Raw genomic sequence first — 23,640 nt, 5'->3', positions numbered from 1 at the left:
TCTGTTTAATTTTGGGAAAGCAAGATCAAAAGATCGCAGCCTGCGGCAGCTTCTACAGGGAGGTTGCGGGGTTAGTCGAGGTCTTGGGCCTGATGGCGCTCGGGCACTTGCGTGTCTTCATCGCCCCATGTGCGGTTGACGCGCATTCCGCGAATCACTGCAGGTCGATCGGCGATGACTTGTGCCCAGCGTTGCACATGGGTGTATTCCTGCGCGGACAAGAACTCCGCCGCCGAATAGACATTGTTGCGAACCAGTTGCCCGTACCAGGCCCAGACCGCGATGTCGGCAATGGTGTAGCGGTCGCCGGCCAGATAAGGGCTCTCGGCCAGGCGTCGATCCAGCACATCCAGCTGCCGTTTGGTTTCCATGGTGAAACGGTTGATCGGGTATTCGAGCTTCTCCGGCGCATACGCGTAAAAATGCCCGAAGCCCCCGCCCAGATACGGCGCCGCGCCCATTTGCCAGAACAGCCAGTTGAGGGTTTCGGTGCGTCCGGCAGGATCCTTGGGCAGGAAGGCGCCGAATTTTTCGGCCAGGTACAGCAGGATCGAACCCGACTCGAACACCCGAATCGGCGGCTCGACACTGCGATCCAGCAGCGCCGGAATCTTCGAATTCGGATTGATCTCGACAAAGCCGCTGGAGAACTGATCACCCTCGCCGATGCGGATCAGCCACGCGTCGTACTCGGCATCGGTGTGCCCGAGTGCCAGCAACTCTTCCAACAGAATCGTCACCTTCACGCCATTGGGCGTAGCCAGCGAATACAGCTGCAGCGGATGTTTGCCCACGGGTAGCGCTTTGTCATGCGTCGGCCCGGCAGTCGGGCGATTGATGTTGGCGAACTGGCCACCGGATGGCGCTTCATTTTTCCAGACCTTGGGCGGTACGTAGGACGCTTTGCTCATGAAACGGACCTCGTCGAATGCTGGCGGAGAAGAGATCGAACACCGTATGAAAAAATCTCGCCGGGTGCCAGCGCGATCGGCGTTATTTCATGTTGGACGGCGGCGATGACGGCTGCGGGGCGTGCGGCTTTTTTTGCATTTCACCTGCAGTCCATTTACCGCAGCGTGGGGCAGTCAAAACACTTGAGTGAGTTCGGGTCGAATGAAAGGTTGGCGATCGTGCTGGCTTCAGCGACTTGCAGCCACTCGCTCGCAACGCTTGAAGTTTCCCTGACCACCCACTGCTGTGGCGCGGTCCAGGCCAGCTCGATGTAGGGGCCTGCCAATTCGGCTGTCGCGATGAGCATGTCGACCTCGTCTGCGGGGCCCGGACACATGCCGCCGACGGCAAAGGGCACGCGTTCAGTGATCAGGCGTTCGAGCATTCGTACTTGCTCGGCGTGCGACGCAAAGGCGATGCGAAGCTCTTTGGCATTCGCCAGCGCGAACCGCAGCTCTCCCGCATCGGCGCCGTTCGCGGTAATCGATGCCAGATGCAGCGGGGGGTGGCCTGAGCCTTTGGCGTAGCGTAATCGGGTCACGGCAAATCCCTTCGGCTGAGTAGTTGAGGGTGGGTGTTTTCCATCGGCCAGCGCGCGGCCAGATGCTCAAGCAGATAATCGATGAACGCTTTGACCTTCGGCGTCAGCGCCGCACGCTCCTGCACGCAGGCATAGATTTCCATCGGTTCGGCAACCGCCTGCGCCGCGTTGGCGCCGGGTTCGAATAACGCCAGCAACTGGCCGCTGGCGAGAAAGGGCGCGGCGACAAATTCTGCCAGTCGGGTGATGCCCGCGCCGTGGATTGCCATTTGCGCCAGGGCGTCGATGTCATCGCTGATCGCCGTCGCGTTGATAGGCGCGTCGTAGCGCTGGCCGTCGCGAATGAAACTCCAGCGCAGAAAACGCCCGTCCAACGGATAACGAAACGCCAGGCAGGCATGCTGGTGCAGCTCATCCGGCGTGCTTGGCCGGCCCGCGCGTTGCAGGTAGGCGGGCGAGGCGCAGAGGATGAAGGGCAGGGCAACGATCTTGCGCGCGACGATGCCTTCTTCCAGTTGCGGCTTGATCCGCAGGCTCAGGTCGATGCCGTCGTGGATGTGGCTGATCTTGCCGTCCGTGGTCGACAACTCGACCAGCAGACGCGGGTGCAGCGCTGCAAAACCGGCGATCAGCGGCGCCAGCACATGGCGGCCGAACGCAGACGTCGAGGCGATGCTCAGTCGGCCTTGCAGCACGGTTTCAGCGACGCAGATCGAGCTTTGTGCCGATTCCAGATCCGCGGCGATGCGCTTGACCTTTTCGTAGTACAGCGCGCCGTTTTCGGTGAGCGCCATGCTGCGCGTGGTGCGTTGCAACAGGCGTACGCCGAGGTGGGTTTCAAGGCGATTGAGCGTCTGGCTGACGGCCGCTGCGCTGACACCCAGGCTTTTCGCGGCGCCGACAATCGAGCCGGATTCGACCACTTTGATAAAACTGGCAATCGCCGCTAACAGATTCATCCTTGGCCTGCCGAGAAGGGTTGATTCGTAAGTTGTGCTTTATAAAGTACCTGCGTTTGCCCGTCTAGTTGACGCGCAACCGCTTTGCTAAGGTGCCCGCTCCCTGTCAACGGATGGATGCGCCTTATGAATCAACAAACCAGTCCCGAAGCGGTTTACCTGAGTCGGCGCAAGCTGTCGGCACGGACCACGCCGTATGTGTTTGCCCTGTACATGGCGACGATCATGGCCTTCCTCATGTCGCTGGTGATCACGGCCAGCAACTCGGGCATTGATAACGATTACCTGAGTAATGCCTTGCACGCCTACAAGCTGGCGATGCCGGTGGCGTTCCTGTGCATCCTTGTCGTTCGGCCGATCGTGATCAAACTGGTCGCATGGACCGTGCATCCGCACCGCTGAAGGCTATTTGCCCCAGTATTGCTGCACCGCCCCTTGCGCGCCTTGCACCGGATCCTGCGCGGGAAACGGCAGTTGCTCGATGGCGCGCAATTGCGCCTCGCTCGGCGCCTCACGGCAGATATCGGCGTGCTGCCCCGGCGGATAAGCGCCGACCACCAGAAAGTCTGCGCTGCAGCCGAGGTTGCAATGGCCGGTGCCGGCAGGCAGCAGCAACACATCGCCGGCGCTGACCTCCAGCACGTGCCCATGCGGGCCACCGAGCATCAGCCGCGCGTGGCCAGCGGCGACGCCCAGCACTTCATGGCCTTCGGTGTGATAGTGATGGAAGTCGTAAATCCCATAGCGCCATTGCGCCGGCCAGCCGTTGGCGTCAAAGGTGCGCTCGAACAATGCCGCCGGATCGCGGCCCTCGATTGCGATCGCTTGCGGATAGACCAGCACCGGCAAGTGCGGGTTGTTCGGTACCCAGTCGTTACGCTCAAGCAGCAAGGTCTGTACTTCAGTCATCGTGCGTCCTCCGCCGGTTATTCAACATCGACCGCGCACAAAGGCCTTCGCCTCAGAAAAACTCGTCAAGCAGCTGATAAAAGGCAATCCGGCGCTGATCGGGTTGCACGCCGTACGCCTCGAAAAATGCCGGCAACCACTGCTCACCAAGGTTATCGGTAATGCTGTGAGCGGCCAGCGCAAGGTCCTGATAACGGTCGGCAACGCCCAGGCGTCCACAGTCGACAAAACCGCTGAAACGGCCATGTTCGGCGAGCAGGTTGGGCAGGCACGCATCGCCATGCGTCACCACCAGGTCTTCGTGTGGCGGGCGTTCGGCGAGCAACTGTTGGAACACGTCTTCAGCGCTGCGGCCGAGGCGGGCGTCGTCGAAGTCCTCTTCATCGATCAGGCCTGCCCGGACGTGCTCGCGGGCCAGTGGGATTTTCTTGTCGAGGCAGTGATCGAACGGGCAGCTGTCGATCGCCACCGCGTGCAATTCGCGCAAGGCTTGCGCCGTGAGCGTGACGATTTGTAGCGGTGAGAGCTGTTCGCTGCTGGCCAGATCGCGCCCTGGCACGGCGGTCATCAATAACCAGTTGTGCTCGGCTTCAGTGGTCGTTTCCAGTACCCGTGGTGCCGGCAGATCAAGCGTTTCAAGCCAGCGCAGGCGTTGTACTTCGCCGGGTAGTTCGCCCCACGTCATCACTTGCTCGCACTTCACGAACAGCGCCGCTGAGTCGGCAGGGCTGATGCGCCAGACGTCGGCGCGCGATTCGCCGATGGTTTGTTGTTCGATGACAGCATCAGCAAATGTGCGCCGCCATGCATCAGGTAAGTTCATTGTCATTCGTCCTTTGCGATCACTGGGTCGGGCGCCATTGTGCCTTCGGGCAGTCGATGATGTCGTGCAAATCAATCGAAACTTCGGCGCCGAAGCGGCTGTCCAGACCCTTACACCTCCCGGCGGGTACTTCGCCGGGAATGCTTCACGCACCGGTGAAAAGCGAGGATCGAGATGACGATGACAGTGGGAGATTTTCTGGTTGAACGGCTCAGCCAATGGGGCGTCACGCGGATTTTTGGTTATCCGGGCGACGGCATCAATGGCGTGTTCGGGGCGTTGAGCCGGGCCAAGGGAAAGATCGAATTCGTTCAGGCGCGGCATGAGGAAATGGCCGCGTTCATGGCTTCGGCGCACGCCAAGTTCACCGGCGAACTGGGCGTGTGCATTGCCACGTCCGGTCCGGGGGCGTCGCACCTGATCACCGGGCTCTACGATGCGCGCATGGACCACATGCCGGTGCTGGCGATTGTCGGCCAACAGGCACGCACGGCGCTGGGCAGTCACTATCAGCAGGAACTCGATCTGGTGTCGATGTTCAAGGACGTCGCCGGCGCGTTTGTGCAACAGGCTTCGGCACCGTCGCAGGTGCGCCATCTGCTCGACCGCGCCGTGCGTACGGCAGTGGGCGAACGGCGTGTCACGGCAATCATCCTGCCCAATGATTTGCAGGATCTTGAATACCAGGCGCCGGCCCGTGCGCATGGCACCGCGCATTCCGGCGTCGGTTATAGCAAACCGAAAGTGCTGCCTTACGAGGCGGATTTGCAGCGTGCGGCAGACGTTTTGAACGCGGGCGAAAAGGTTGCGATTCTGGTCGGTGCGGGCGCGTTGCAGGCAACCGATGAAGTGATCGCCGTGGCGGAAAAACTCGGCGCCGGCGTCGCCAAGGCGCTACTCGGTAAAGCGGCGCTGCCGGATGATTTGCCGTGGGTGACCGGCAGCATTGGCCTGCTCGGCACTGAGCCCAGCTACAAGTTGATGACCGAATGCGACACCTTGCTGATGATCGGTTCGGGTTTCCCGTATGCCGAGTTTCTGCCCAAAGAAGGGCAGGCGCGCGGCGTGCAGATCGATTTGCAACCCGACATGCTCAGCCTGCGCTACCCGATGGAGGTCAATCTGGTCGGCGACGCCGCCGAAACCCTCAACGCCTTGTTGCCGCTGCTGGAACAGAAAACCTCGAACAAGTGGCGCAAGAAGGTTGAAGGCTGGCGCGGCAGCTGGGAGAAAACCCTGGAAAAACGCGCCATGGCCAAGGCTGACCCGGTCAACCCGCAAAGGGTGGTGTATGAGCTGTCGCCGCGTTTGCCCGAGCAAGCGATCATCACCAGCGACTCCGGCTCGTGCGCGAACTGGTTTGCCCGCGACCTGAAAATCCGCCGTGGCATGCAGTGCTCGTTGTCCGGTGGGCTGGCGTCGATGGGCGCCGCTGTGCCTTATGCGATCGCCGCGAAATTCGCCTACCCGGAGCGCTCGGTGATTGCGCTGGTGGGCGACGGCGCGATGCAGATGAACAACATGGCCGAGCTGATCACCGTCGCCAAATACTGGCGGCAGTGGGCGAGCCCGAAATGGATCTGCGCGGTGTTCAATAACGAGGACCTTAATCAGGTGACGTGGGAGCAGCGGGTGATGGAGGGCGATCCGAAATTCGAAGCGTCGCAAAGTATTCCGGACGTGCCTTATCACCTCTTTGCCATTTCCATTGGCCTGAAAGGCATTTTCGTGGATCGCGAAGAGGATGTTGCCGGCGCGTGGGAGCAGGCGTTGGCTTCGGACGTACCGGTGCTGATCGAATTCAAGACCGACCCGAACGTGCCGCCGCTGCCGCCGCACATCAAGCTTGAGCAAGCGAAGAAATTCGCCACGACACTGCTCAAGGGCGATCCGGACGAAGCGGGAATTCTGATGCAAACCGCCAAGCAAGTGCTCGGCTCGGTACTTCCCGGCAAAAAATAAACTCAACACTCCCCCCCTGTAGGAGCTGCCGAAGGCTGCGATCTTTTGATGTTGTTTTTAAGATCAACAGATCGCAGCCTTCGGCAGCTCCTACAGGGGTATTTGATACTGAGGGTATTTGGGTGATTTTCATTGGTTGTGCGGGGTGGAGCCTGGGGCGTGAGCATTGGCCGGAATTTCCGGCTGACGGCACGCACCTGCAACGCTACGCCGCTCGGTTCAACAGCGTGGAAATCAACAGCTCGTTCTATCGTCCGCATCGCCGCTCCACTTATGAGCGCTGGGCAGACTCGGTGCCGGAAGGGTTTCGCTTTTCGGTAAAAATCCCCAAACAGATCAGCCATGAGCGTCGTTTGCTGGACTGCGAAGATGCGCTCGATGAGTTTCTGTCGCAGTGCAGTGGTTTGGGTGATCGGTTGGGTTGTCTATTGCTGCAACTGCCGCCGTCACTGGCGTTTGATGCGGCCAGTACCGAGGCATTCTTCAAGACGTTGCGTCAGCGCTTCGACGGCGCCGTTGTCCTGGAACCGCGTCACGAGTCGTGGGTGAGTGCCGAACCATTGCTGATGGCTTATCGGATCGCTCAGGCAGCGGTCGATCCTTCGCGAATCAGCAGTGATACTTCACCGTCCGGCTGTCAGGGCATCCGCTATTGGCGGCTGCACGGTTCACCGCGCCTTTATCACAGTGCCTACGAGGTCGCTTATCTGCAAAGGCTCGCCCAAGCCTTGCAGGCCGCCGATACGCATGGCGCCGCGACCTGGTGCATATTTGACAACACCGCCAATGGCGCAGCGACAGGCAACGCGTTGGCCCTGGCGGCGTTGCTGCACGGTTAGTCTCAGACCGACAGGTGCTCATACAAAATCGTCGCACCGACGATCATCAACACGACACCGCCGACGATTTCGGCACGCTTGCCGACGACCGCGCCCAACACCCGGCCGAGCATCACGCCGAGGGTCACCATGGTCATGGTCGCCAGGCCAATGGCTGCTGCCGCCACCCAGATATTCACGTCGACAAACGCCAGGCCAACGCCCACGGCGAGGGCGTCGATGCTGGTGGCAATTGCGGTGACCGCGAGGATCAGGAAGGAGTGCGAGCCGGGTTTGTCTTCTTGCTCTTCTTCGTGCTTCAGGCCGTTGTAGATCATGTGCAGGCCGAGGATGACCAGCAGGGTGAAGGCGATCCAGTGATCCCATTCGGCTACCCAACGGCTCGCGGCCTGACCGATCAGCCAGCCGATGATGGGGGTGATGGCTTCGATCACGCCGAAGATCAAGCCGGTGCGCAGGGCTTCGCTCAAGCGCGGCTTGTGCAGGCTCGAGCCTTTGCCGATGGCGGCGGCGAACGCATCCGTGGACATGGCCAGGGCGAGAAATATGAGGGAAACAGGATTCACGGGGGTTACTTCCAGTCGGGCTATGAGTCAACGACACAACCACACGCCCGACTTCAGGCATGGATGTGTCGTCGGTCTCACCAACCAAAAGGTGTTCGCACCACGGCATGTTGCCGAGAATGTTGATACGAACGCATCCGCATGGCGCGGAAACAGGCTACTCCCCAACGAGGTGCGCGATTTTAGGCGGGCACACATGAAAATTTCGTCAAAAACCCTCAATCCCTCCTGAACACGCAAACCCCTGTGGTGAGGCATCCACCAGTATTTGGTGGGGAGCAGGTGGGTGGTCTAGAGCTTTGCAATGTTGACTGCTGAGGCCCCGTCATCATCAAGGCGACACCACAGACAAGTGAACACAAACCCTGTGGTGAGGGGATTCATCCCCGATGTGGTGCGAAGCGTCCCCAAAACAGCGCTTCTGCGCAGCTCATCGGGGATAAATCCCCTCACCACAGGTTAGGCATTCACTGCAGTAATTGGCGGCGAGAAGGTGGGCGGTTTAGAGTTTTCCCACTGGCTGGCTGCCGCCCCGTCATCATCAAGGCGACACCATAGACAAGTGAACACAAACCCTGTGGTGAGGGGATTCATCCCCGACGGGGTGCGAAGCGCCCGCAAAAACAGCGCTGCTGCGCAGCTCATCGGGGATAAATCCCCTCACCACAGGTTAGGCATCCACCAGAAATTGGTGGGGAGTAGGTGGGTGGTCTAGAGCATTTGCAATGCTGACTGCTGCCGCCCCGTCATCATCAAGGCGACACCACAGACAAGTGAGCACAAATCCCCTCACCACAGGTTAGGCATCCACCAGAAATTGGTGGGGAGCAGGTGGGCGGTTTAGAGTTTTTCCACTGGCTGGCTGCCGCCCCGTCATCATCAAGGCGACACCACAGACACGTGAACACAAACCCTGTGGTGAGGGGATTCATCCCCGACGGGGTGCGAAGCGCCCGCAAAAATGGAGCTGCTGCGCAGCTCATCGGGGATAAATCCTTCACCACAGACAACCGGGTTAATTACCGTCCGCCACTTTGCGTTCAATCTCATCGATCTTGCGCTGCAACGTTTCGGCGTCCTGCTCTTTGACGCGGGTTGAGGTCGGCGTGATGACTTCGTCCACAGCCTTGGTGTCGTCATCGCGGTCCTCAAGATCACGCTCGACCACATTCACCGGTTTGCCGGAAGTATCGGTAGGCGGGGCATTCGAGGTTTTATCGTCATTGCTGTTCATGTCGTTGACCTCCAGGGTGTAACCATTGGAGGAGCGCGTTCACCGGACGTTCGATATTTCTGCCACCACACAACAGTCCTGTAGGAGCTGCCGAAGGCTGCGATCTTTTGATCTTGATCTTTAAAAAACAAGATCAAAAGATCGCAGCCTGCGGCAGCTCCTACAGGGGATGGGTCAGTCTTTGAGGATGTCGCGGTCTTTGGTTTCCGGCAGGAAGAACGTGCCGAGTACCGCGGTCATCACGGCGATCACGATCGGGTACCACAAGCCGTAATAGATGTCCCCGGTGGCCGCGACCATGGCGAACGCCACCGTCGGCAGGAAGCCGCCAAACCAGCCGTTGCCGATGTGATACGGCAGCGACATCGAGGTGTAGCGGATGCGGGTCGGGAACAGTTCGACCAGCCATGCGGCAATCGGGCCGTACACCATGGTCACGTAGATCACCAGCACCGTCAGCAGGAGCAGCACCATCGGATAGTTGGTTTTCGCCGGATCGGCTTTTTCGGGATAACCGGCGTCCTTGAGCGCGCTGCCGAGGGTCGCGGTGAAGGCGTCGTTGCGGGTTTTGAAGTCCGCTGCCGGCAAAGCGCTGCCCTCGAAACTTTCGACGACTTTGTCACCAATGCGCACCTGGGCAACGGTGCCCGGCTCGGCGATCACGTTCTCATAAGGGATCGCCCGTTTCGCCAGCAAGGTCTTCGCCAGGTCACAGGAACTGGTGAATTTGGCCTTGCCCACCGGGTCGAACTGGAACGAGCACTGATCCGGATTGGCGATGACTTTGACCGGGTTTTTTTCCTGAGCGATGAACACATCGGGGTTGCCGTACTGAGTCAGCGCATGGAAGATCGGGAAGTACGTCAGCGCCGCCAGTATGCAGCCGACCATGATGATCGGCTTGCGCCCGATGCGGTCGGAGAGGCTGCCGAAAATCACGAAAAACGGCGTACCGATCAGCAACGAACCGGCGATCAGCAAATTGGCGGTTTGCGGGTCGATTTTCAGCGTCTGCAACAGAAAGAACAACGCATAGAACTGCCCGGTGTACCAGACCACCGCTTGCCCGGCAGTGCCGCCAAGCAACGACATGATCACCACTTTGAGGTTGTCCCAACGGGCAAAGGACTCAGTCAGCGGCGCCTTGGATGCCTTGCCTTCGGCCTTCATTTTCTGGAACACCGGCGACTCGCTCAGTTGCAGGCGGATGTACACCGAGACGATCAGCAACAGGATCGACAGCAGGAACGGAATGCGCCAGCCCCACGCTTCAAACGCTTCCGTGCCCAGCGCCGTGCGGCAGGCAAGAATCACCAGCAGCGAGAGGAACAGGCCCAGGGTCGCAGTGGTTTGAATCCATGAGGTGAAAAAGCCGCGTCGATTGCGTGGTGCGTGTTCGGCCACGTAGGTTGCCGCGCCGCCGTACTCACCGCCTAACGCCAGGCCTTGCAGCAGGCGCAGGGTGATCAGAATGACTGGCGCGGCGACGCCAATGGTCGCGTAGCCCGGCAACAGGCCGACAATCGCGGTCGAGACACCCATGATGACGATGGTGATCAGGAAGGTGTGCTTGCGCCCGATCATGTCGCCCAGCCGGCCGAACACAATCGCGCCGAACGGCCGCACCGCAAACCCGGCGGCGAAGGCGAGCAGGGCAAAGATAAACGCCGTGGTTTCGTTGACGCCGGCAAAGAAGTGCTTGGCGATGATCGCCGCCAGTGAGCCATACAGGTAAAAGTCGTACCACTCGAAAACCGTACCGAGGGACGAGGCGAAGATGACCTTGCGCTCCTCCTTGGTGATGCCGCCGCTGCGCGGTGGACTGCCGGTGGACGCTGTGTCGATTGTAGCCATGGGTGTTCTCCGTCATGCTTATTGTTGAAGGCCGGAGTCCCCCGATACTGCTTATCGCACTCTGGCCTTGGGGCTAATGCCGCAATTGCTCTTGCGTGAAACTTGCACAGTCTGGCTGCCTCGCATTGCTGCAAGGTTTCCTGAAGCATAATCAGCTTCTGGCAGATATCCACTCGTGTACTTGCCCGTAGTGGCAATTAAAGATCACCGGCTTGCGGTCGATAACTGCCGACCCGCCTAAATCAGAATTCACCTTTCAGGGAAGATGCCCATGAATGCTTCATTGCAGAGCGCTGCCGCGCAAATCCGTCAGGCCGTCCGAGTCGCCACCGAAGGTCTGGTGGGGCGCGAACAGTTGGCCGAACTGATTGTTCTGGCCGCTGTGGCGCAGGAGCATATTCTGGTCATCGGCCCGCCAGGCACGGCCAAAAGTGCAGTCGTGCGGCGCGTGGCGCAGTCCATGGGCGGGCGCTATTTCGAATACCTGCTGGGGCGTTTTACCGAACCGTCGGAACTGTTCGGTGCGGTCGACCTGAAAAAGCTTCGCGAAGGCACGGTGGAAACCGACGTCAGCGGCATGCTGCCAGAAGCCGACATCGTCTTCCTCGATGAAGTGTTCCTCGGCTCGACGGCGATTCTCAATACCTTGCTCGGCGTGCTCAACGAACGGCGCTTCCGTCGTGGGCACACGCAGATTCAGTGTCCGCTGCGCGTGTGCGTCGGCGCCTCCAATGGCTTGCCGGACGACGAAGCGCTGGCGGCATTTGGTGACCGCTTCCTGCTGCACCTGTTTGTTGAATCGGTGCCGGACAATCAGCTCGAAGCGATGCTCGCCGGCGGCTGGCAATCGGAGCAGCGTCCGGTTCAGCAGTTGCTCGGCCTGAGCCAACTGGACACCTTGGGCCAGGCCCTGAAAAGCGTCGATCTGAGCATGGTTCGCCCAGCGCTGGCCCAGGCCATCCGCCGATTGCGCGAAGCCGGCATTCAGTTGTCCGACCGCCGCATCGTCAAGTCCCAGCGCCTGATCGCCGCCGCCGCGTTGCTCGGTGGCCGTCTCGCTGCCAGCGCCGCCGATCTGTGGCCGCTGCTGTATGTGCTGCCGACCAAGGAAGCCCAGCAGCATGGCCGCGAAGTGCTGCGCGAGATGTTCACGCAGTCGAGCAACCGGCATTTGTTCAGTGCGGTGGAGGAGGCGACCCTGCAACCGATGTCGCGGGTCAGCCGCCTGGTGGAAACTGCCGAGGATTATCTGGCGCGCAGCGAACCACCGGCCAGCGCCTTGCTCGAAGGCCTGCTGCGTGAGATTGACGCCAACTTCGACGACCTGACCATTCCGGCAACGTTGCAGGACGTGCGCGGCCAGCTCGCACGTTTGCTGACGACGGCTGCATGAGCGTCAACGCCAATCAATGGCGCCCGCGCCCGGTGCCGGTCGAACCGCAGGCCGCCGTGGCCTGGGGTGAAGTCGCGCGGCGCCTGCATGCGCGATTGTTATCGATGCCCGCTGAACAGGCGTCGCGCCTGAACGCCACGGCCAATCGCGATGTGTTGCTGGTGAGCGGTGCGGCGGCGGATCTGCCGTGGGTCGATGGCGTCGCCTATGCGGCGATGGACGAACGTGCGCCGGGGCTCTGGTTGCCGACCCATTGGCAACCCGAAGTGCCGACAGACCTGCTGGCGCTGGCGTTGTCGAAGAAGTTCTCGCGGGCGCCGCTGTTGCTGTGGCGTGACCCTCCCGCCGTGGTGCCCCTCGACCGGCAATTGCCGGTGACGGCCGAGCACTTGCAACGCATTGACGATTTTTGGGCGGGACGCTGATGCAGTTACCTGAAACCCTGCAACCGTGGCGCGAATGGCTGCAATGGTTTGCCCCGGAGCAACTGCCGCTGTTCGCCGATCTGCTTGGGCGGCTCAACCCGGTGCTGGGGCCGTTGCGCGGTCTGCAACAGGGCGGCGTGCCTGAGCCGGATGGCCTGGGCGATTTGCAGCGGCGCGGGCCGTATGAGCGGCTGCTGGGCAGTGAATGGCTGTTGGCCGATGAAGTGCCCGAAGAGTTTCTGCGCCGCGCGGTGGTCGGCGAACATCTGTTTCTTGCGCCGCAATACCGCGCGCAGCAAGCCAGTCGCCAGATGGTCGTGCTGTTCGACGCCGGGCCATTACAGCTGGGCGCGCCACGCCTGGTGCATCTGGCGCTGCTGATCCTGCTGGCCCGTCGCGCCAACGAGGCGGGCGCCGAACTGCGCTGGGGCATTTTGCAGCAGGCGCCGCAGTTGCATGGCGTCGATTCGGCGGCGCAGCTCAAACACCTGCTCAACGCACGCACGTTTCACACGGCCGGCGACGAGCACTGGCAAGCCTGGCGCGACTGGCTGCGCAGTGCGGCCATGCCGGTCGGCGAGTGCTGGCTGGTCGGGCAACGCTTGCCGGCCACCGATCGCCAGACGTGCAGCCATCGCGTGCAGATCGCGCGCAGCCTCGATGGCCAGAGTCTGTCGGTGCATTTGCAGTCGACGCACACCCGTCGAGTCGTGCTGCCGATGCCCGATGAACGCCCGGCAGTGCAACTGCTTAAAGGCCAGTTCGCAGGCGAAGTCGTCAACGCCGCGCCGGCCGCCAAGGGCAGTGTGCCGCGGGTTTCGCTGACGTTGCAGCCGGTGATTTCGAGTGCCGGCAGCCATGTCGCGTTGAAGATGCTTGATGAGCCTGGTCTGGTCGTCATCAAGTTGCCGGCGAAGCACCAGAAAAAACCCTTGGAAGTGCGCTGCAAACTCTGGCGTGTCGGGACTACACCGCTGACGGCGCTGTTCTTCGGGCGCGCAATCGGCGCGGTGTTGAGCGATCAGTTTCAGCTGACGTTCTGGAGTATGCCCGGTCTGAAACCGGTCGATAAACCGAGCCTGGAACAGTTGAAGCTGCCGCCGGGCACGGCCAACTTTCTCCCGGCCATTGGTCTGCAAGGACATGGCTGCAGCCGTTTGTATCTGCTCGATACCCAAGGGCATCTGGCGTTTTGGGTGGTGAAAAACGCGAAAGACACGGCCACGCCGGGCACCGGGCAGACGCATCGTCTGGCGGAGGGGGTGATTGGCATGGCCAGGGTGGGGCGCGATGCGATGGGTTACGTGCGCCGTGAAGATAATCGGCTGTATGCCCATTCGGTCAATTCGCAGGGCCAGGTTTCGTCTGCTCATCTGGCGGGAATTGCCGATGGCGTCAGCCAAGTGTTGTTTGCCGCCAGTTACCACTGGCACCACGGTTGCGGCGGCTGCGCGTTGCTCACGCTGAAAAACCAATGTGAGAGCTGGCGCGTGATGTTGCTCAAGGAGTCACCGCTAGAGGTACAACGCATTGAACTGGCCCCGGGCTGGAAAGGCATCGGTTTGTTGTATGAGGGCGACGAGCGCTTTGCGCTGCTGATGCTCAGCCCCAATCAACAGGCCATCGTCCTGCACCGCGGTGGCGATCAGGAAACCCTGTTCACCACCAGCGATGTGATTGCCAAGGTCAGCTTCTGCCCGTTGAGCGGTTTGGTCGCGGCGCTGACCAGCAGCCGCGAGTTACTGGTGTATGCAGTGCCCCAGCGCCTGCTGCAGTTGCAGGTCTTTTGTAATGAACAAGCGGGAAACAGGGACGGCAGCGATGCTTGAACAAGCAGCAGGATTGATCCGTCGCCCGGCCTTGACCGGTCACCAGCACATTGAAGGGCTGTGGTTTTCTGCTGAGCGCTTTGCGCCGGACGAGCGCGCACAGTTGATTCTCGAACACTGGCAGACCGGCGCCAGTGCCTATCGTTTTGCAGACGGAGACCTATTGCGTCTACGTCAGCCCATGGCGGTGCACTGCGAAGCCTTGCGCGGCTGGCCGTTGATTCGTCAGGGTCACACGCTGAGTTCAGCGTTGTTCGACCCGCAGGAAATACGCGACCTGCCGAGCGCCGATCTGTGGCTGGTACGCGGCAGCCAGGTCAGTGCCTTGCATCTGCGCGATGCGGTGGCGTTGGCGCCGGAGGAGTGGCTGGATGTCAGTCACCTCACGTTGCTCGACACCTATGACTGTCGCCAGGCGCTGCCGCCACCGGTGCTCGAACCGATGGAGGTCACCACCGATGTGCGCGAGATACTCGGCAAAAACCTGAAACCGGTCAGCCCCGAGCAGCAAAAGACGTTGCAGGCACTGCTGGCGCGTCAGCAGCAGGCGTCGACGGCCTCGCCCGATGCTGGGATGTCACCCGCGAGCGCTGGCTGGACGCCGCCGGATACCAGGCCCTTGCCGTGGTTGAAGCTCAGTGTGACGTTGGTGTTGCTGGTGGCCGTGTTCTGGATGGGTACGCAGGGCCAGCACAGCACTGTGAATGCTTTGACACCTGCGCGAGAGACGCCGCTGTCCGTGCAAATCAGTGGCGTGGTGCTTGGCACGCTGATCGGCGGGGTGGCGTTGACCCTGTTGCTGATGGGCCTGCGGCATCTGTTGCGGCGCGTGGCGTCACTGCCGCTGCAAAGCGTGCCGAGCCGATCGCCCGCAGGCGTCGAGACGCGTGCTCGAGCGCCCGCAGGCATCGCAGCGCGTGCTCAACCGGGGAAACACAAACCAGCGTTGTGGCGGCGCTGGGTGACGCGCATGACTCAACATTCACGTCTGTCTGCGCTTTACGGCAGACGCCAGGCCGCGTACATGCAGCGCATGTTCGAGATGTTCGAGAACGGTGATCTGGAAGAAGCGCTGCGCCATGCGATTCCGTTGCGTGGTGGGCCGCACAGCGGTGAGCAGTCGTTCGGCACGCCACAGCGACGCCAGGATCTGTCGATCAGCCAACACCAGGGCTTGGCGCGCTCAATGGTCTTCGAACAGGACATCGAGGCGCACCTGCGGCAGATCTACCGACAGACCTTCGAACGGCTGGAACGTGCAGGCCGCATCGAAGAGGCGGTGTTTGTCCTCGCCGAATTGCTCAAGGCGCAGCAGGAAGCGCTCGACTGCCTGGAAAAACACGGGCGCCAGCAACAGGCCGCTGACCTCGCTCTGGCCTGGGACATGCCCGCCGCGACCATCGTGCGGTTGCTGTGCCTGGCCGGGAACTGGCAGCGCGCCTTGCTGGTAGCGCGGCGCGACGACGCGTTTGCCGACACCGTGACGATGCTCCAGGATAAATGGCCGCAGCACGCCGCGCGTCTGCGCCTGGAGTGGGCCGAATCATTGGCGCGCAAGGGTCTCTGGCTGCAAGCCGTCGAGGCCGTCTGGCCGCTGACGGCCGAGCGCGGGCAGGCCACGCAATGGCTGTTGAATGCTGAAAAAGCCGGCGGCAGCCTCGCCGTTGGCGCGCTAGTGAAACGGGCGATTCTGCTACCCGACACCTTGCTGGCTTACGCCGATCAGGTCGAACAATTGCGCGATGACCCGCAACGCTTCGCCGAGCGCGCGGCGCTGGCCGATAGCTTGTTGCAGCACAAGGCGCACGCCAGCGAGCTGGCCTGGCTGGCGGGTGCCACCGTCCACGCGATCATTGCCGACCAGATGGACGGGCGGGGGCGCCTGTCATTGGTGCAATTGCAGGCACTGGTCAGCATGAGCAAGGACAAACTCTTGCAGGCCGATCTGCCGCAGCATTTGCCTGCGCGACCTGCGCCCTACACGCAAGTCAAAGGCAGCGAGCCCCTGCAATGGACTGCGCCGAGCATGGGCAGTCGGGCGATCCTCGATGCGGTGCTGTTGGATGATCAGCGCTACTTGCTCGCGTTGGGGGAGGCTGGGGCAGTGGTGGTGGATGCGCACGGCAAGACGCTGTACCAATTCGCGATGCCTGCACAACACATCGTTCTGGCCCATGGGCGGCAGGTGGCATTGGTTGTTGCCCGGCGCGACGAGGTCTGGCGCATCAGCAAGCTGGATCTGGTCACGCGCATTGCAACGGATCTGGGCGTACAGGTGTTTGATGTGTTCGGCCGCTCATTCAACGGCTCGAACTGGACCCTCGGTCGCGGGCGACAACTGCGGGTGGTGGATGTCGATCGCGGGTTTGAAACCCTTTGGCATGTGAGTGACCTGCCTGGTCAGATCAGCGACTTGAAAGATGACGCATCGCGAGAATTTCTCTGGCTGACTGATCCGCAAAAGGGCGTGGAGTTGTGGCATTACCAACTGCCTGAACGGCGACTGGCGAGCCGCTCGCCGGTGCCTCCGCTGGGTTTTGATGACCGCTATGTACTCAGCGCCACCGGGGCCGTGAAGTTTATGCGGGTGCGGCACCAGGACGGCGAAGCTGCCGTACTGGTGCTGGAAGGACCGCAGGAGCGTAACGAATATCCCTTGCCTGATTGTGACGCCCGGGCCGATCTGGATGAACGGGTGGACGTTCAGTTGCATGAGCACTGGATGATGGTCGGTTACCCGCTCAACGAGCACGCCATGCGCTGGCACTTCATTACCAAGGGCAGCCAGCGGCTATCTGCCACGCTGCAATGGCCTCGGCAGGGTGTGCGGGTACGTGGTGTCGGCGCCGATTACTTGCTGTTCGATGATCAGGGCCGCTTGAGTCATCTCAACGTCGACACGGTCACGCAACACAACCTTGCGTTGAACTGAGTGGGTGAGCCGGCCTAAGCCTTGACCCAGCGTTGGCGGCTCCACGCACTCAACCAGTCCACCACGAACACCAGCACCAGCATGGCCAGAATCACCGTGCTGGCTTGCGCCTCCTGAAACAGGCTCAGGCTCACGTAGAGCATTTGTCCCAGTCCACCGGCGCCGACAAAACCGAGCACGCTGGCCATGCGGATGTTGTTTTCCCAGCGGTACAAAATGTAGGCGAGCAATTGCGGCGCGAGATTCGGCAGGGTGCCGTAGCAGAAAGCCAGAATCGGATTGCCGCCCTGCAAGCGAATGGCTTCAGCCGGTTGCGGCGGGGTGTTTTCCAGTGCTTCGGCGAACAACCGGCCAAGTACCCCGGTGGTGTGCAGGGCGAGGGCGAGGGTGCCAGCGTTGGGGCCGAGGCCGGCCGCGAGCACCATCAACGCCGCCCAGACCAGTTCCGGAATTGCCCGCAGGCCATTGAGCAACAGACGCGAAGCGCTTTGCAGCGGCCAGCCAAAACGCCCGGCAGCCGGCAGCGCAAGGACGATGCCGAACACCGCCGCGAGCAATGTGCCGAGGGCCGACATGGCCAGGGTTTCCATCGAACCGTGCAGGATCGCTTTGAGGTAATCCGCGCTCAAGTCCGGGCTGAGAAAGCGCTGCACATACGCGCCCATCTGCTTGAGGCTGGTGGCGCTGCCGAGTTCACCGAGGTCCAGCCCAAGATAGGTGAACGAAGCGATGACCGCCGCACCAATCGTGGCGATCAGCAGCAAGTTGATCAGACGATTCATGTCAGCCTCCAGCGCAGCAAACGGCTGAGCTGGTCAGCGCCTAATACCAGAATCAGGAACGACAGCAGAATACTGGCGACTTCACCGCCGGCGAACATGCGGATCGACAGGTCGATCTGCTGCCCCAATCCCCCTGCGCCGACAAAGCCCATCACCACCGAAGCGCGGATCGCACATTCCCAGCGATAAACCGTGTACGACAGCAATTCCGCCGCGACATTGGGCAACGTGCCGTAAGCAAACGCCGCCAGCCGACCGCTGCCAGCCTGCAACAACGCGTGGGCCGGACGTTGGTCGGTGGATTCGAAAATCTCCGCGTAGACCTTGCCGAGCATGCCGCTATAAGTGATGGCAATGGCCAGCACACCGGCCGCCGGTCCCAGCCCTACGGCGCGCACAAACAACAGCGCCCAGACGATTTCCGGCACGCTGCGCAAAAAGATCAGCAAGCCGCGAACCGGCCAGCGCAACAAGCGCCCCAACCGACTGGGCACGCCACCTCTTGACGCGGCGGACAGCGACAGCGCGCGACTGGCAAGCAGGCCCGCCGGTATCGCCAGCAACAGCGCCAATGCCATGCCAGCGGTGGCGATGGCCAGGGTTTGCAAAGTGGCTTTGAGCAGTATCTGCAGAAACGCTTCGTCGTGCGCCGGTGGCCAGAATTGCGCAACAAAACGGCCCATTTCATTTTGGCTGTCCGGCAGCAGGACGCCGAGGTTCAACTCGCTGAGCTGAATGCCCGGCCACAGCAAGGCAATCGCCAGCAACGTGAGGATCAGTCTTGGCCACGCGGCCGGGTCCCGTGAATCGGCTTTCAGCATCGGGGAATCTGCACAGTCAAAGGCGTAGGTGCTGCGGTCGGCGATTGCAGTTTTTCGTTGGCGTACAGCGCATCGAGCATCTCATGGCTGACTTGCGCGGAAGGGCTGTCGAAGAGGATCTGCCCATCGCGCAGGCCGATGATGCGCGGGAAGTGCGACAACGCCAGGTCCACCGCGTGCAGGCTCGCCACCAGGGTGACGTTGTGCTCACGGGCGTGGCGCGAAAGGATCGACAGCGTGTGCCCGGCCATCACCGGGTCCATCGCCGACACCGGCTCGTCCGCCAGCAGAACTTCCGGCGCCTGATACAACACCCGCGCAATGCCCACGCGTTGCAGCTGGCCGCCCGACAGTTGCTGGCAATGGGCAAACAGCTTGTCGCCCAGATCCAGTCGCGCCAACGCCGCGCGCGCACCTGCCACGTCCAATGGATGCAACAGGTTCAACAGGCTTTTACCCAGACTCCACTGACCGAGCTTGCCGGCCAGCACCGCCGTGACCACGCGCTGACGTGGCGGCAGCGGCGGCGCCTGATGCACCAGACCGATGCGCGCACGCAGGCGTTGGCGTAGGCGGGCGGACAAGTGCCAGGCGCGTTCGCCGAGCACTTCGATTTCGCCGCTGCTGGGCCGCAATGCGGTGGCCAGCAGGTTGAGCAGACTCGATTTGCCAGCCCCGGACGGGCCGATGATGGCGACCTGTTCGCCGGCGCCAATCTGTACGTCGACACCGCGCAGGGCATCGACGCCATTGGCGTGGCGCAGGCTGCCCTGTTTGAGGCTCAGGGTCATTTCAGCAGTTCGGCGGCGCGGGCGGCTTCCTCGATGCCCTTGTAGTTTTCAGGCTTGGTGTCGATGAAACGGCTGGCGGCCTGCAAGTCCAGAATCTTCTTCTGCTCAGGGTTGGCCGGGTCCAGGTCAAGGAAGGCTTTTTTGATCTTCGCTGCGAGCGCCGGATCAAGGGTGCCACGCACGGTCCAGTTGTAATCGAAGTAGGTCGGCGTGGTGGCGAAGACTTTCACCTTGTTGGTGTCGACCTTGCCGGCATCCACCAGTTTCTGCCAGACGCTGGCGTTGAGTACGCCGGCGTCGACCTTGCCGGCCTGCACCCAGGCCACGGTCGCATCGTGCGCGCCGGAGTAGGCGACGCGGCTGAAATACGCTTCCGGCTTGATGCCGTCGTTTTTCAGCATGAAATAACGCGGCATCAGGCTGCCCGAGGTCGACGACACCGAACCGAAGGCGAAGGTCTTGCCTTTCAGGTCAGCGAGGCTTTTCACGTTCGGGTCAGCGGTAATGAATTTACTGGTGAACTGCGCATCCTGTTCACGCTGCACCAGTGGGATCACCGGGGTGGTGGCATCAGTCTTCAGACGCGCCTGAACAAAGGTGAAACCGCCCAGCCAGGCCATGTCCAGGCGGTCGGTGGCCAGCGCTTCAACCACGGCCGGGTAATCGGCCACGGGCACGAACTGCACCTTCATGCCCAATTGCTGTTCCAGATAGGCACCCAGCGGCTCGAACTTGCGCAGCAATTCGGTCGGGGCTTCATCGGGAATCGCGCTGACGCGCAGAACGTCGGCGGCGTGAGTCACCAGCGCAGAAAAGGACAGGGCCAGGCCGGCGGTCAGTGCCAGGGTTCGCTTGAACATGGAAATCTCCGTTTCATAGGCATCAAAAGGGGTGAACAGCTGAAAAAGGGCGCTACGTGAGGGTAGACGAATCGGCGAGGTTATACGTACTCACACGCGCAAAGGCCAGCGCCATGGGCCTGGCGCCGTCAAAAACGTTCATCGAGGATCGCCGGCAGGGTGAGTTCTTTGACGTAACTGGCCGACGACAAGCTGAGGATCATGCGCACCGCCTCGACGACATCGTGCACGGGAACCAGATGTCCCTCGCCACGCTGCTGTGCCAGGTCTCGTGGGGTGCTCAGCGCGTCTTCGGTGTTCAGATACCCAAGATTGAGGCAAGTCACCGCCAACCGCTGTTGCCGGTAGCCTTCGCGCAATGAATCAGCGATTCCGCGCAGGGCGAATTTCGAGGCGCCGAAGGCGACTTCCGGGCGACCGCTTTGCGGCAACCCAGAGGTTGAGCCTGTGAGGATGATTCTAGGTTGAGGGCTTTTCAGCAGAAGCGGGAGCAGGCGTTTGATCAACAGGATCGTTGAAGTGATGTTGCAACCGATGATGGCTTGCAGTTCGTCGTCTGCGGTTTCGAGAAACTCATACGCCGGGTCGAAGGCAAACTCCTCCCAGATCCCCAGGTTGTAAATCAGCGTATCCAGCCCGTCGTCGGCAACAGCCTGCGCGATATCGTGCGCGGCTTTGACCGGGTCCATCAGGTTGGCTTCCACCCAGCGCAGCTGGCGCCCGGCATCGCTGAGCAAACCCTCGGGGCGGGTGCGGGAAACACCGATCAACGTGTCTCCCCCGTTTCCCAAGCCTTCAATCAAAGCCCTGCCCAATCCTTTACTGGCACCCACCACCAAAATGTTCATCGATCCTCTCCCTGATCTGCTGACTGATGTGGGTGAGCATGCAAACAGACGACCTCTGAAATGGCAAACGAATGGGTGTGTCCGGATATTTACCAGCGCTCAGCGCGGGCTAAAGGTTATTCGGTCGCTTCAAACGCAGCGTGATATTTGACTTCACCCGTCGGAAAGTCAGCCCCGAATGACAGCGTTTGGAAGTACTCCTGCGGAACGCCTGGCAATGTCAGTTCAGGCTGATGCTTGAAGCCGAAGCGCCCGTAATAGTCGGGATTGCCCAATACCACACAACCGACGCCGCCCAGGCTTTGCAGTTGCGCCAGTGCAGCTTTCATCAATGCCGAGCCGATGCCCTGGTGCTGACGCTCAGGCCAGACCGAAATCGGGCCAAGGCCGTACCAACCGGTAGCGCCAGAGGAAATCGTCACAGGTGAAATCGCCACGTGGCCGATGATCTTGCCGTCTTCCACGGCGACCAGCGACACGCTCAGTTGGCCTGCGTTGCGCAGTGCAGTGACGATGAACTGCTCGGTATGGCTTGAGTGCTCTTCGTTACGGAATGCGGCCTCGGTGAGTTGGCTGATGGTGTCGAGGTCGTCGCTGTGTTCGTTGCGAACAGTCAGGTTCATGCTGATTTTTTCCCGGGTGTCGTGGTCGATAAGCGCTCGCAGCGCGGCGAAGATCGGTTCGGCGCTGGTGTGTTTTTGCCCGTAGGTCAGATTGAAGCGGTAGTCGAAATCCGCCGGGTTCTGGCCCTGAGTGTGTTGCAGCAGGGTCTCCAGCTTGTCCAGCGCCTTGACCGCTTTGGCCTCGGCTGACTGGGCGTGTTCGTAGTCGTCCCACAACGCGAGAATTTCGTTTCTCAGAACGTCATCGAGCGCGCGGGTGAGCAGCAGGAGGTCGTTGCGCTCGTGTTCGCTCTTGTCGGGAAAGGCTGCCTGGTTGACTGCGGGGATGTCACCGTTGATCGCTTCGCCCAAGTCGTGAATCACACACATCTTCAGCACTTTTAGCAGGTCGAGCCCGGCCAGTTCATCGGCGAAGACAATCGCCATCAGGCACAGGCGCCAACTGTGTTCGGCGGTGCTTTCGGTGCGGCCGCTTGAGGTGTGTGCGCTTCGGAGAACGTCCTTGAGCTTTTCTGCTTCACGCAGGAATTCAAGGCGTCCGCTGATTTTTTCGAGGTCCATAAATTTGCCCGGTGGTGGAACCGAGCAGCAAGCCTAGAGCCGATGCGATTGAGCGTCCACGCATAAAATATGCGTTCAGAGCGTCTCGACCAGCCGCGCAGCAGTGCCGTCAGACAAGGGGATACGCGTCCAGCGGCACAGGCTTTGACGGATCGGCACGAGGTCGGAGTCGTTGCTGCCGGTGATGAATTCCAGCGCCGGCGGTGCCTGAAGTTCGCGCCAACCCAGCGTGTCGAGCGCCTGTTCGTTGCTGGCGATTTCTGCAGTGACGAAACGCCACAGTGATTGCCCGAGCAATTGGCTCAACGGGCTGGCAAATTGCGCGGCACGGGCCGGGGAGCAAGCGAGCAAACGGTGAGTCAGGTCGCAGACCAGATGCACCGGTCGCGCGCTGTCGCACACCAGCCGGGCGAGGGCTTGGTCGGCGGCGGTGTCGAGACGAGCGGCGAGCAGTTGCTCAAGCTGTAAATGCGCCGCCGGCTCCATCGACTGCACGCCACTCTCCCAGCGGGAAATCGTCGATTGGGTGACATTGAACAGTTGCGCCGCGTGGCTTTGTTTGACGCGATGCAACAAACGCCAGCGACGCAGGGCGATGCCGGGCAGGGCGGGTTTGAGCAATGAATCAGACATGACGGGTGTCGGGACAGATTGAAGGGCCGACAGTCTGAAGACCGCCGGCCTGCGTTGCAAATCCACCTGACGATCAGGCCGCGTCGGGCAGCCTGGCAATCACCTTGATCTCGAAATCAAAACCATACAGCCAGGTCACGCCAACCGCGGTTACGGTCGGATGCGGCGCATCGCCCCAGAACTCCGTCAGCACGACATTCCAGATCGTCTCGAACTTTGACTGCGGATCAACGATGAACACGGTGACATCGACCACATCGTCGAAGCTGCAACCGGCCTCATCAAGGATTGCATTGAGGTTGTGGAAAGCCTGCCGCACCTGATCCTGCAGATCGGGCTCTGGTGTGCCGTCCTCGGTGCTGCCGACCTGGCCGGAGACAAACAGAAAACCGTTGGAGCGAATCGCTGGCGAGTAGCGATTGCGCTCATAAAGTGTGCGCCGGGCGGGCGGGAAAACCACATCGCGCTGAGTCATGGGAGTGTCTCCATCAGTGAGTTGATGAA

General features: G+C 61.2%; 23 protein-coding genes, 1 pseudogene and 1 riboswitch. Of the genes and pseudogenes, 7 read left to right on the top strand and 17 right to left on the bottom strand.

Annotated features, from left to right (window positions below):
- Positions 1–71: 71 nt before the first annotated feature.
- The 3 genes from yghU to ACQ4MY_RS05355 form a co-directional block, all read right to left on the bottom strand.
- Entirely contained in the window at positions 72–911 is an 840-nt protein-coding gene (gene yghU / locus ACQ4MY_RS05365) for a glutathione-dependent disulfide-bond oxidoreductase (protein WP_440094175.1), read from the bottom strand.
- Positions 912–1,066: 155 nt separating this feature from the next.
- Positions 1,067–1,492: a hypothetical protein gene (locus tag ACQ4MY_RS05360; RefSeq protein WP_440094174.1), complete on the bottom strand. Its 426-nt coding sequence runs from the start codon at positions 1,490–1,492 to the stop codon at positions 1,067–1,069.
- Positions 1,489–2,451 carry a LysR family transcriptional regulator gene (locus tag ACQ4MY_RS05355; protein ID WP_440094172.1) on the bottom strand — a complete coding sequence of 321 codons (963 nt, stop codon included), beginning with the start codon at positions 2,449–2,451 and terminating at the stop codon, positions 1,489–1,491. The genes ACQ4MY_RS05360 and ACQ4MY_RS05355 overlap by 4 nt, the downstream gene beginning before the upstream one ends.
- A gap of 126 nt (positions 2,452–2,577) precedes the next feature.
- On the opposite strand from ACQ4MY_RS05355, the gene ACQ4MY_RS05350 reads away from it, so the two are divergent.
- Positions 2,578–2,853 (top strand): DUF2798 domain-containing protein, encoded by a 276-nt coding sequence (locus ACQ4MY_RS05350; RefSeq protein WP_008083765.1) that lies wholly within the window; start codon positions 2,578–2,580, stop codon positions 2,851–2,853.
- Between the two features lie 3 nt (positions 2,854–2,856).
- On the opposite strand, the gene ACQ4MY_RS05345 is transcribed toward ACQ4MY_RS05350, so the two are convergent.
- The gene (locus ACQ4MY_RS05345; RefSeq protein ID WP_008083766.1) at positions 2,857–3,360 is read right to left on the bottom strand and encodes a hypothetical protein; all 504 of its coding nucleotides are present in this window, start codon (positions 3,358–3,360) and stop codon (positions 2,857–2,859) included.
- Positions 3,361–3,412: 52 nt separating this feature from the next.
- Entirely contained in the window at positions 3,413–4,183 is a 771-nt protein-coding gene (locus ACQ4MY_RS05340; RefSeq protein ID WP_440094170.1) for an APH(3')-II family aminoglycoside O-phosphotransferase, read from the bottom strand.
- 174 nt (positions 4,184–4,357) lie between these two features.
- Here ACQ4MY_RS05340 and ACQ4MY_RS05335 point away from each other — a divergent pair, with 174 nt between their 5' ends.
- Positions 4,358–6,145 carry a thiamine pyrophosphate-requiring protein gene (locus tag ACQ4MY_RS05335; RefSeq protein WP_008083771.1) on the top strand — a complete coding sequence of 596 codons (1,788 nt, stop codon included), beginning with the start codon at positions 4,358–4,360 and terminating at the stop codon, positions 6,143–6,145.
- A 122-nt stretch (positions 6,146–6,267) separates the two neighbouring features.
- Positions 6,268–6,984 (top strand): DUF72 domain-containing protein, encoded by a 717-nt coding sequence (locus ACQ4MY_RS05330; RefSeq protein ID WP_440094169.1) that lies wholly within the window; start codon positions 6,268–6,270, stop codon positions 6,982–6,984.
- A 2-nt stretch (positions 6,985–6,986) separates the two neighbouring features.
- Here the strand turns inward: ACQ4MY_RS05330 and mntP are convergent, their stop codons facing one another.
- The 3 genes from mntP to ACQ4MY_RS05315 all read right to left on the bottom strand — a co-directional run bounded on the left by mntP (position 6,987) and on the right by ACQ4MY_RS05315 (position 10,638).
- Complete coding sequence (gene mntP, locus ACQ4MY_RS05325) at positions 6,987–7,550, bottom strand: manganese efflux pump MntP (RefSeq protein WP_440094167.1); 564 nt, start codon at positions 7,548–7,550, stop codon at positions 6,987–6,989.
- A 7-nt stretch (positions 7,551–7,557) separates the two neighbouring features.
- Positions 7,558–7,728, bottom strand: a riboswitch (yybP-ykoY riboswitch).
- A gap of 837 nt (positions 7,729–8,565) precedes the next feature.
- Positions 8,566–8,784, bottom strand: coding sequence for a hypothetical protein (locus tag ACQ4MY_RS05320; protein WP_440094165.1), 219 nt, complete (start codon positions 8,782–8,784; stop codon positions 8,566–8,568).
- 174 nt (positions 8,785–8,958) lie between these two features.
- Positions 8,959–10,638: an MFS transporter gene (locus ACQ4MY_RS05315; protein WP_440094163.1), complete on the bottom strand. Its 1,680-nt coding sequence runs from the start codon at positions 10,636–10,638 to the stop codon at positions 8,959–8,961.
- A 271-nt stretch (positions 10,639–10,909) separates the two neighbouring features.
- Between ACQ4MY_RS05315 and ACQ4MY_RS05310 the strand changes: the two genes are divergently transcribed.
- Genes ACQ4MY_RS05310 through ACQ4MY_RS05295 form a run of 4 tightly spaced genes read left to right on the top strand, consistent with a single transcriptional unit; the run spans position 10,910 to position 17,217 of the window.
- The gene (locus ACQ4MY_RS05310; RefSeq protein ID WP_158829747.1) at positions 10,910–12,031 is read left to right on the top strand and encodes an AAA family ATPase; all 1,122 of its coding nucleotides are present in this window, start codon (positions 10,910–10,912) and stop codon (positions 12,029–12,031) included.
- Positions 12,028–12,456 carry a bpX5 domain-containing protein gene (locus ACQ4MY_RS05305; protein ID WP_008080657.1) on the top strand — a complete coding sequence of 143 codons (429 nt, stop codon included), beginning with the start codon at positions 12,028–12,030 and terminating at the stop codon, positions 12,454–12,456. The genes ACQ4MY_RS05310 and ACQ4MY_RS05305 overlap by 4 nt, the downstream gene beginning before the upstream one ends.
- Entirely contained in the window at positions 12,456–14,285 is a 1,830-nt protein-coding gene (locus ACQ4MY_RS05300; protein ID WP_440094161.1) for a hypothetical protein, read from the top strand. Before ACQ4MY_RS05305 ends, ACQ4MY_RS05300 begins: the two co-directional genes overlap by 1 nt.
- Entirely contained in the window at positions 14,278–17,217 is a 2,940-nt protein-coding gene (locus ACQ4MY_RS05295) for a bpX6 domain-containing protein (protein ID WP_440094160.1), read from the top strand. The genes ACQ4MY_RS05300 and ACQ4MY_RS05295 overlap by 8 nt, the downstream gene beginning before the upstream one ends.
- A gap of 14 nt (positions 17,218–17,231) precedes the next feature.
- On the opposite strand, the gene phnE is transcribed toward ACQ4MY_RS05295, so the two are convergent.
- The 9 genes and pseudogenes from phnE to ACQ4MY_RS05250 form a co-directional block, all read right to left on the bottom strand.
- The gene (gene phnE, locus ACQ4MY_RS05290; RefSeq protein WP_440094159.1) at positions 17,232–17,999 is read right to left on the bottom strand and encodes a phosphonate ABC transporter, permease protein PhnE; all 768 of its coding nucleotides are present in this window, start codon (positions 17,997–17,999) and stop codon (positions 17,232–17,234) included.
- Entirely contained in the window at positions 17,996–18,820 is an 825-nt protein-coding gene (locus ACQ4MY_RS05285; protein ID WP_008080661.1) for a PhnE/PtxC family ABC transporter permease, read from the bottom strand. Before ACQ4MY_RS05285 ends, phnE begins: the two co-directional genes overlap by 4 nt.
- Positions 18,814–19,611, bottom strand: coding sequence for a phosphonate ABC transporter ATP-binding protein (locus tag ACQ4MY_RS05280; RefSeq protein ID WP_158829757.1), 798 nt, complete (start codon positions 19,609–19,611; stop codon positions 18,814–18,816). Before ACQ4MY_RS05280 ends, ACQ4MY_RS05285 begins: the two co-directional genes overlap by 7 nt.
- Positions 19,608–20,471: a putative selenate ABC transporter substrate-binding protein gene (locus ACQ4MY_RS05275; RefSeq protein WP_008080671.1), complete on the bottom strand. Its 864-nt coding sequence runs from the start codon at positions 20,469–20,471 to the stop codon at positions 19,608–19,610. The genes ACQ4MY_RS05280 and ACQ4MY_RS05275 overlap by 4 nt, the downstream gene beginning before the upstream one ends.
- A gap of 128 nt (positions 20,472–20,599) precedes the next feature.
- Entirely contained in the window at positions 20,600–21,319 is a 720-nt protein-coding gene (locus ACQ4MY_RS05270; RefSeq protein WP_440094157.1) for an SDR family oxidoreductase, read from the bottom strand.
- Positions 21,320–21,435: 116 nt separating this feature from the next.
- Complete coding sequence (locus ACQ4MY_RS05265) at positions 21,436–21,942, bottom strand: GNAT family N-acetyltransferase (protein WP_440094272.1); 507 nt, start codon at positions 21,940–21,942, stop codon at positions 21,436–21,438.
- Positions 21,943–22,503: pseudogene (locus ACQ4MY_RS05260) on the bottom strand (HD domain-containing protein); the annotation flags it as partial. It lies immediately after the preceding gene.
- 75 nt (positions 22,504–22,578) lie between these two features.
- Positions 22,579–23,136, bottom strand: coding sequence for a helix-turn-helix domain-containing protein (locus ACQ4MY_RS05255; RefSeq protein ID WP_158829763.1), 558 nt, complete (start codon positions 23,134–23,136; stop codon positions 22,579–22,581).
- A gap of 73 nt (positions 23,137–23,209) precedes the next feature.
- Positions 23,210–23,611: a RidA family protein gene (locus ACQ4MY_RS05250; protein WP_440094155.1), complete on the bottom strand. Its 402-nt coding sequence runs from the start codon at positions 23,609–23,611 to the stop codon at positions 23,210–23,212.
- Positions 23,612–23,640: the final 29 nt, after the last annotated feature.

The sequence above is a fragment of the Pseudomonas sp. SM4 genome (assembly GCF_051913165.1).
Lineage (GTDB): Bacteria > Pseudomonadota > Gammaproteobacteria > Pseudomonadales > Pseudomonadaceae > Aquipseudomonas.
Note: the sequence above shows the minus strand (reverse complement) of the source record. Positions and strands in the feature narration are given on the sequence as shown.

What these genes read in the sequence shown, in the direction of transcription:
- ACQ4MY_RS05270 (WP_440094157.1), bottom strand. Translation starts at nt 21,319, where the DNA reads ATGAACATTTTGGTGGTGGGTGCCAGTAAAGGATTGGGCAGGGCTTTG.
- ACQ4MY_RS05315 (WP_440094163.1), bottom strand. Translation starts at nt 10,638, where the DNA reads ATGGCTACAATCGACACAGCGTCCACCGGCAGTCCACCGCGCAGCGGC.
- ACQ4MY_RS05340 (WP_440094170.1), bottom strand. Translation starts at nt 4,183, where the DNA reads ATGAACTTACCTGATGCATGGCGGCGCACATTTGCTGATGCTGTCATC.
- ACQ4MY_RS05250 (WP_440094155.1), bottom strand. Translation starts at nt 23,611, where the DNA reads ATGACTCAGCGCGATGTGGTTTTCCCGCCCGCCCGGCGCACACTTTAT.
- phnE (WP_440094159.1), bottom strand. Translation starts at nt 17,999, where the DNA reads ATGAATCGTCTGATCAACTTGCTGCTGATCGCCACGATTGGTGCGGCG.
- ACQ4MY_RS05345 (WP_008083766.1), bottom strand. Translation starts at nt 3,360, where the DNA reads ATGACTGAAGTACAGACCTTGCTGCTTGAGCGTAACGACTGGGTACCG.
- ACQ4MY_RS05355 (WP_440094172.1), bottom strand. Translation starts at nt 2,451, where the DNA reads ATGAATCTGTTAGCGGCGATTGCCAGTTTTATCAAAGTGGTCGAATCC.
- ACQ4MY_RS05255 (WP_158829763.1), bottom strand. Translation starts at nt 23,136, where the DNA reads ATGTCTGATTCATTGCTCAAACCCGCCCTGCCCGGCATCGCCCTGCGT.
- ACQ4MY_RS05285 (WP_008080661.1), bottom strand. Translation starts at nt 18,820, where the DNA reads ATGCTGAAAGCCGATTCACGGGACCCGGCCGCGTGGCCAAGACTGATC.
- ACQ4MY_RS05280 (WP_158829757.1), bottom strand. Translation starts at nt 19,611, where the DNA reads ATGACCCTGAGCCTCAAACAGGGCAGCCTGCGCCACGCCAATGGCGTC.
- ACQ4MY_RS05305 (WP_008080657.1), top strand. Translation starts at nt 12,028, where the DNA reads ATGAGCGTCAACGCCAATCAATGGCGCCCGCGCCCGGTGCCGGTCGAA.
- ACQ4MY_RS05310 (WP_158829747.1), top strand. Translation starts at nt 10,910, where the DNA reads ATGAATGCTTCATTGCAGAGCGCTGCCGCGCAAATCCGTCAGGCCGTC.
- ACQ4MY_RS05320 (WP_440094165.1), bottom strand. Translation starts at nt 8,784, where the DNA reads ATGAACAGCAATGACGATAAAACCTCGAATGCCCCGCCTACCGATACT.
- ACQ4MY_RS05335 (WP_008083771.1), top strand. Translation starts at nt 4,358, where the DNA reads ATGACGATGACAGTGGGAGATTTTCTGGTTGAACGGCTCAGCCAATGG.
- ACQ4MY_RS05350 (WP_008083765.1), top strand. Translation starts at nt 2,578, where the DNA reads ATGAATCAACAAACCAGTCCCGAAGCGGTTTACCTGAGTCGGCGCAAG.
- yghU (WP_440094175.1), bottom strand. Translation starts at nt 911, where the DNA reads ATGAGCAAAGCGTCCTACGTACCGCCCAAGGTCTGGAAAAATGAAGCG.
- ACQ4MY_RS05300 (WP_440094161.1), top strand. Translation starts at nt 12,456, where the DNA reads ATGCAGTTACCTGAAACCCTGCAACCGTGGCGCGAATGGCTGCAATGG.
- ACQ4MY_RS05295 (WP_440094160.1), top strand. Translation starts at nt 14,278, where the DNA reads ATGCTTGAACAAGCAGCAGGATTGATCCGTCGCCCGGCCTTGACCGGT.
- ACQ4MY_RS05275 (WP_008080671.1), bottom strand. Translation starts at nt 20,471, where the DNA reads ATGTTCAAGCGAACCCTGGCACTGACCGCCGGCCTGGCCCTGTCCTTT.
- ACQ4MY_RS05265 (WP_440094272.1), bottom strand. Translation starts at nt 21,942, where the DNA reads ATGAACCTGACTGTTCGCAACGAACACAGCGACGACCTCGACACCATC.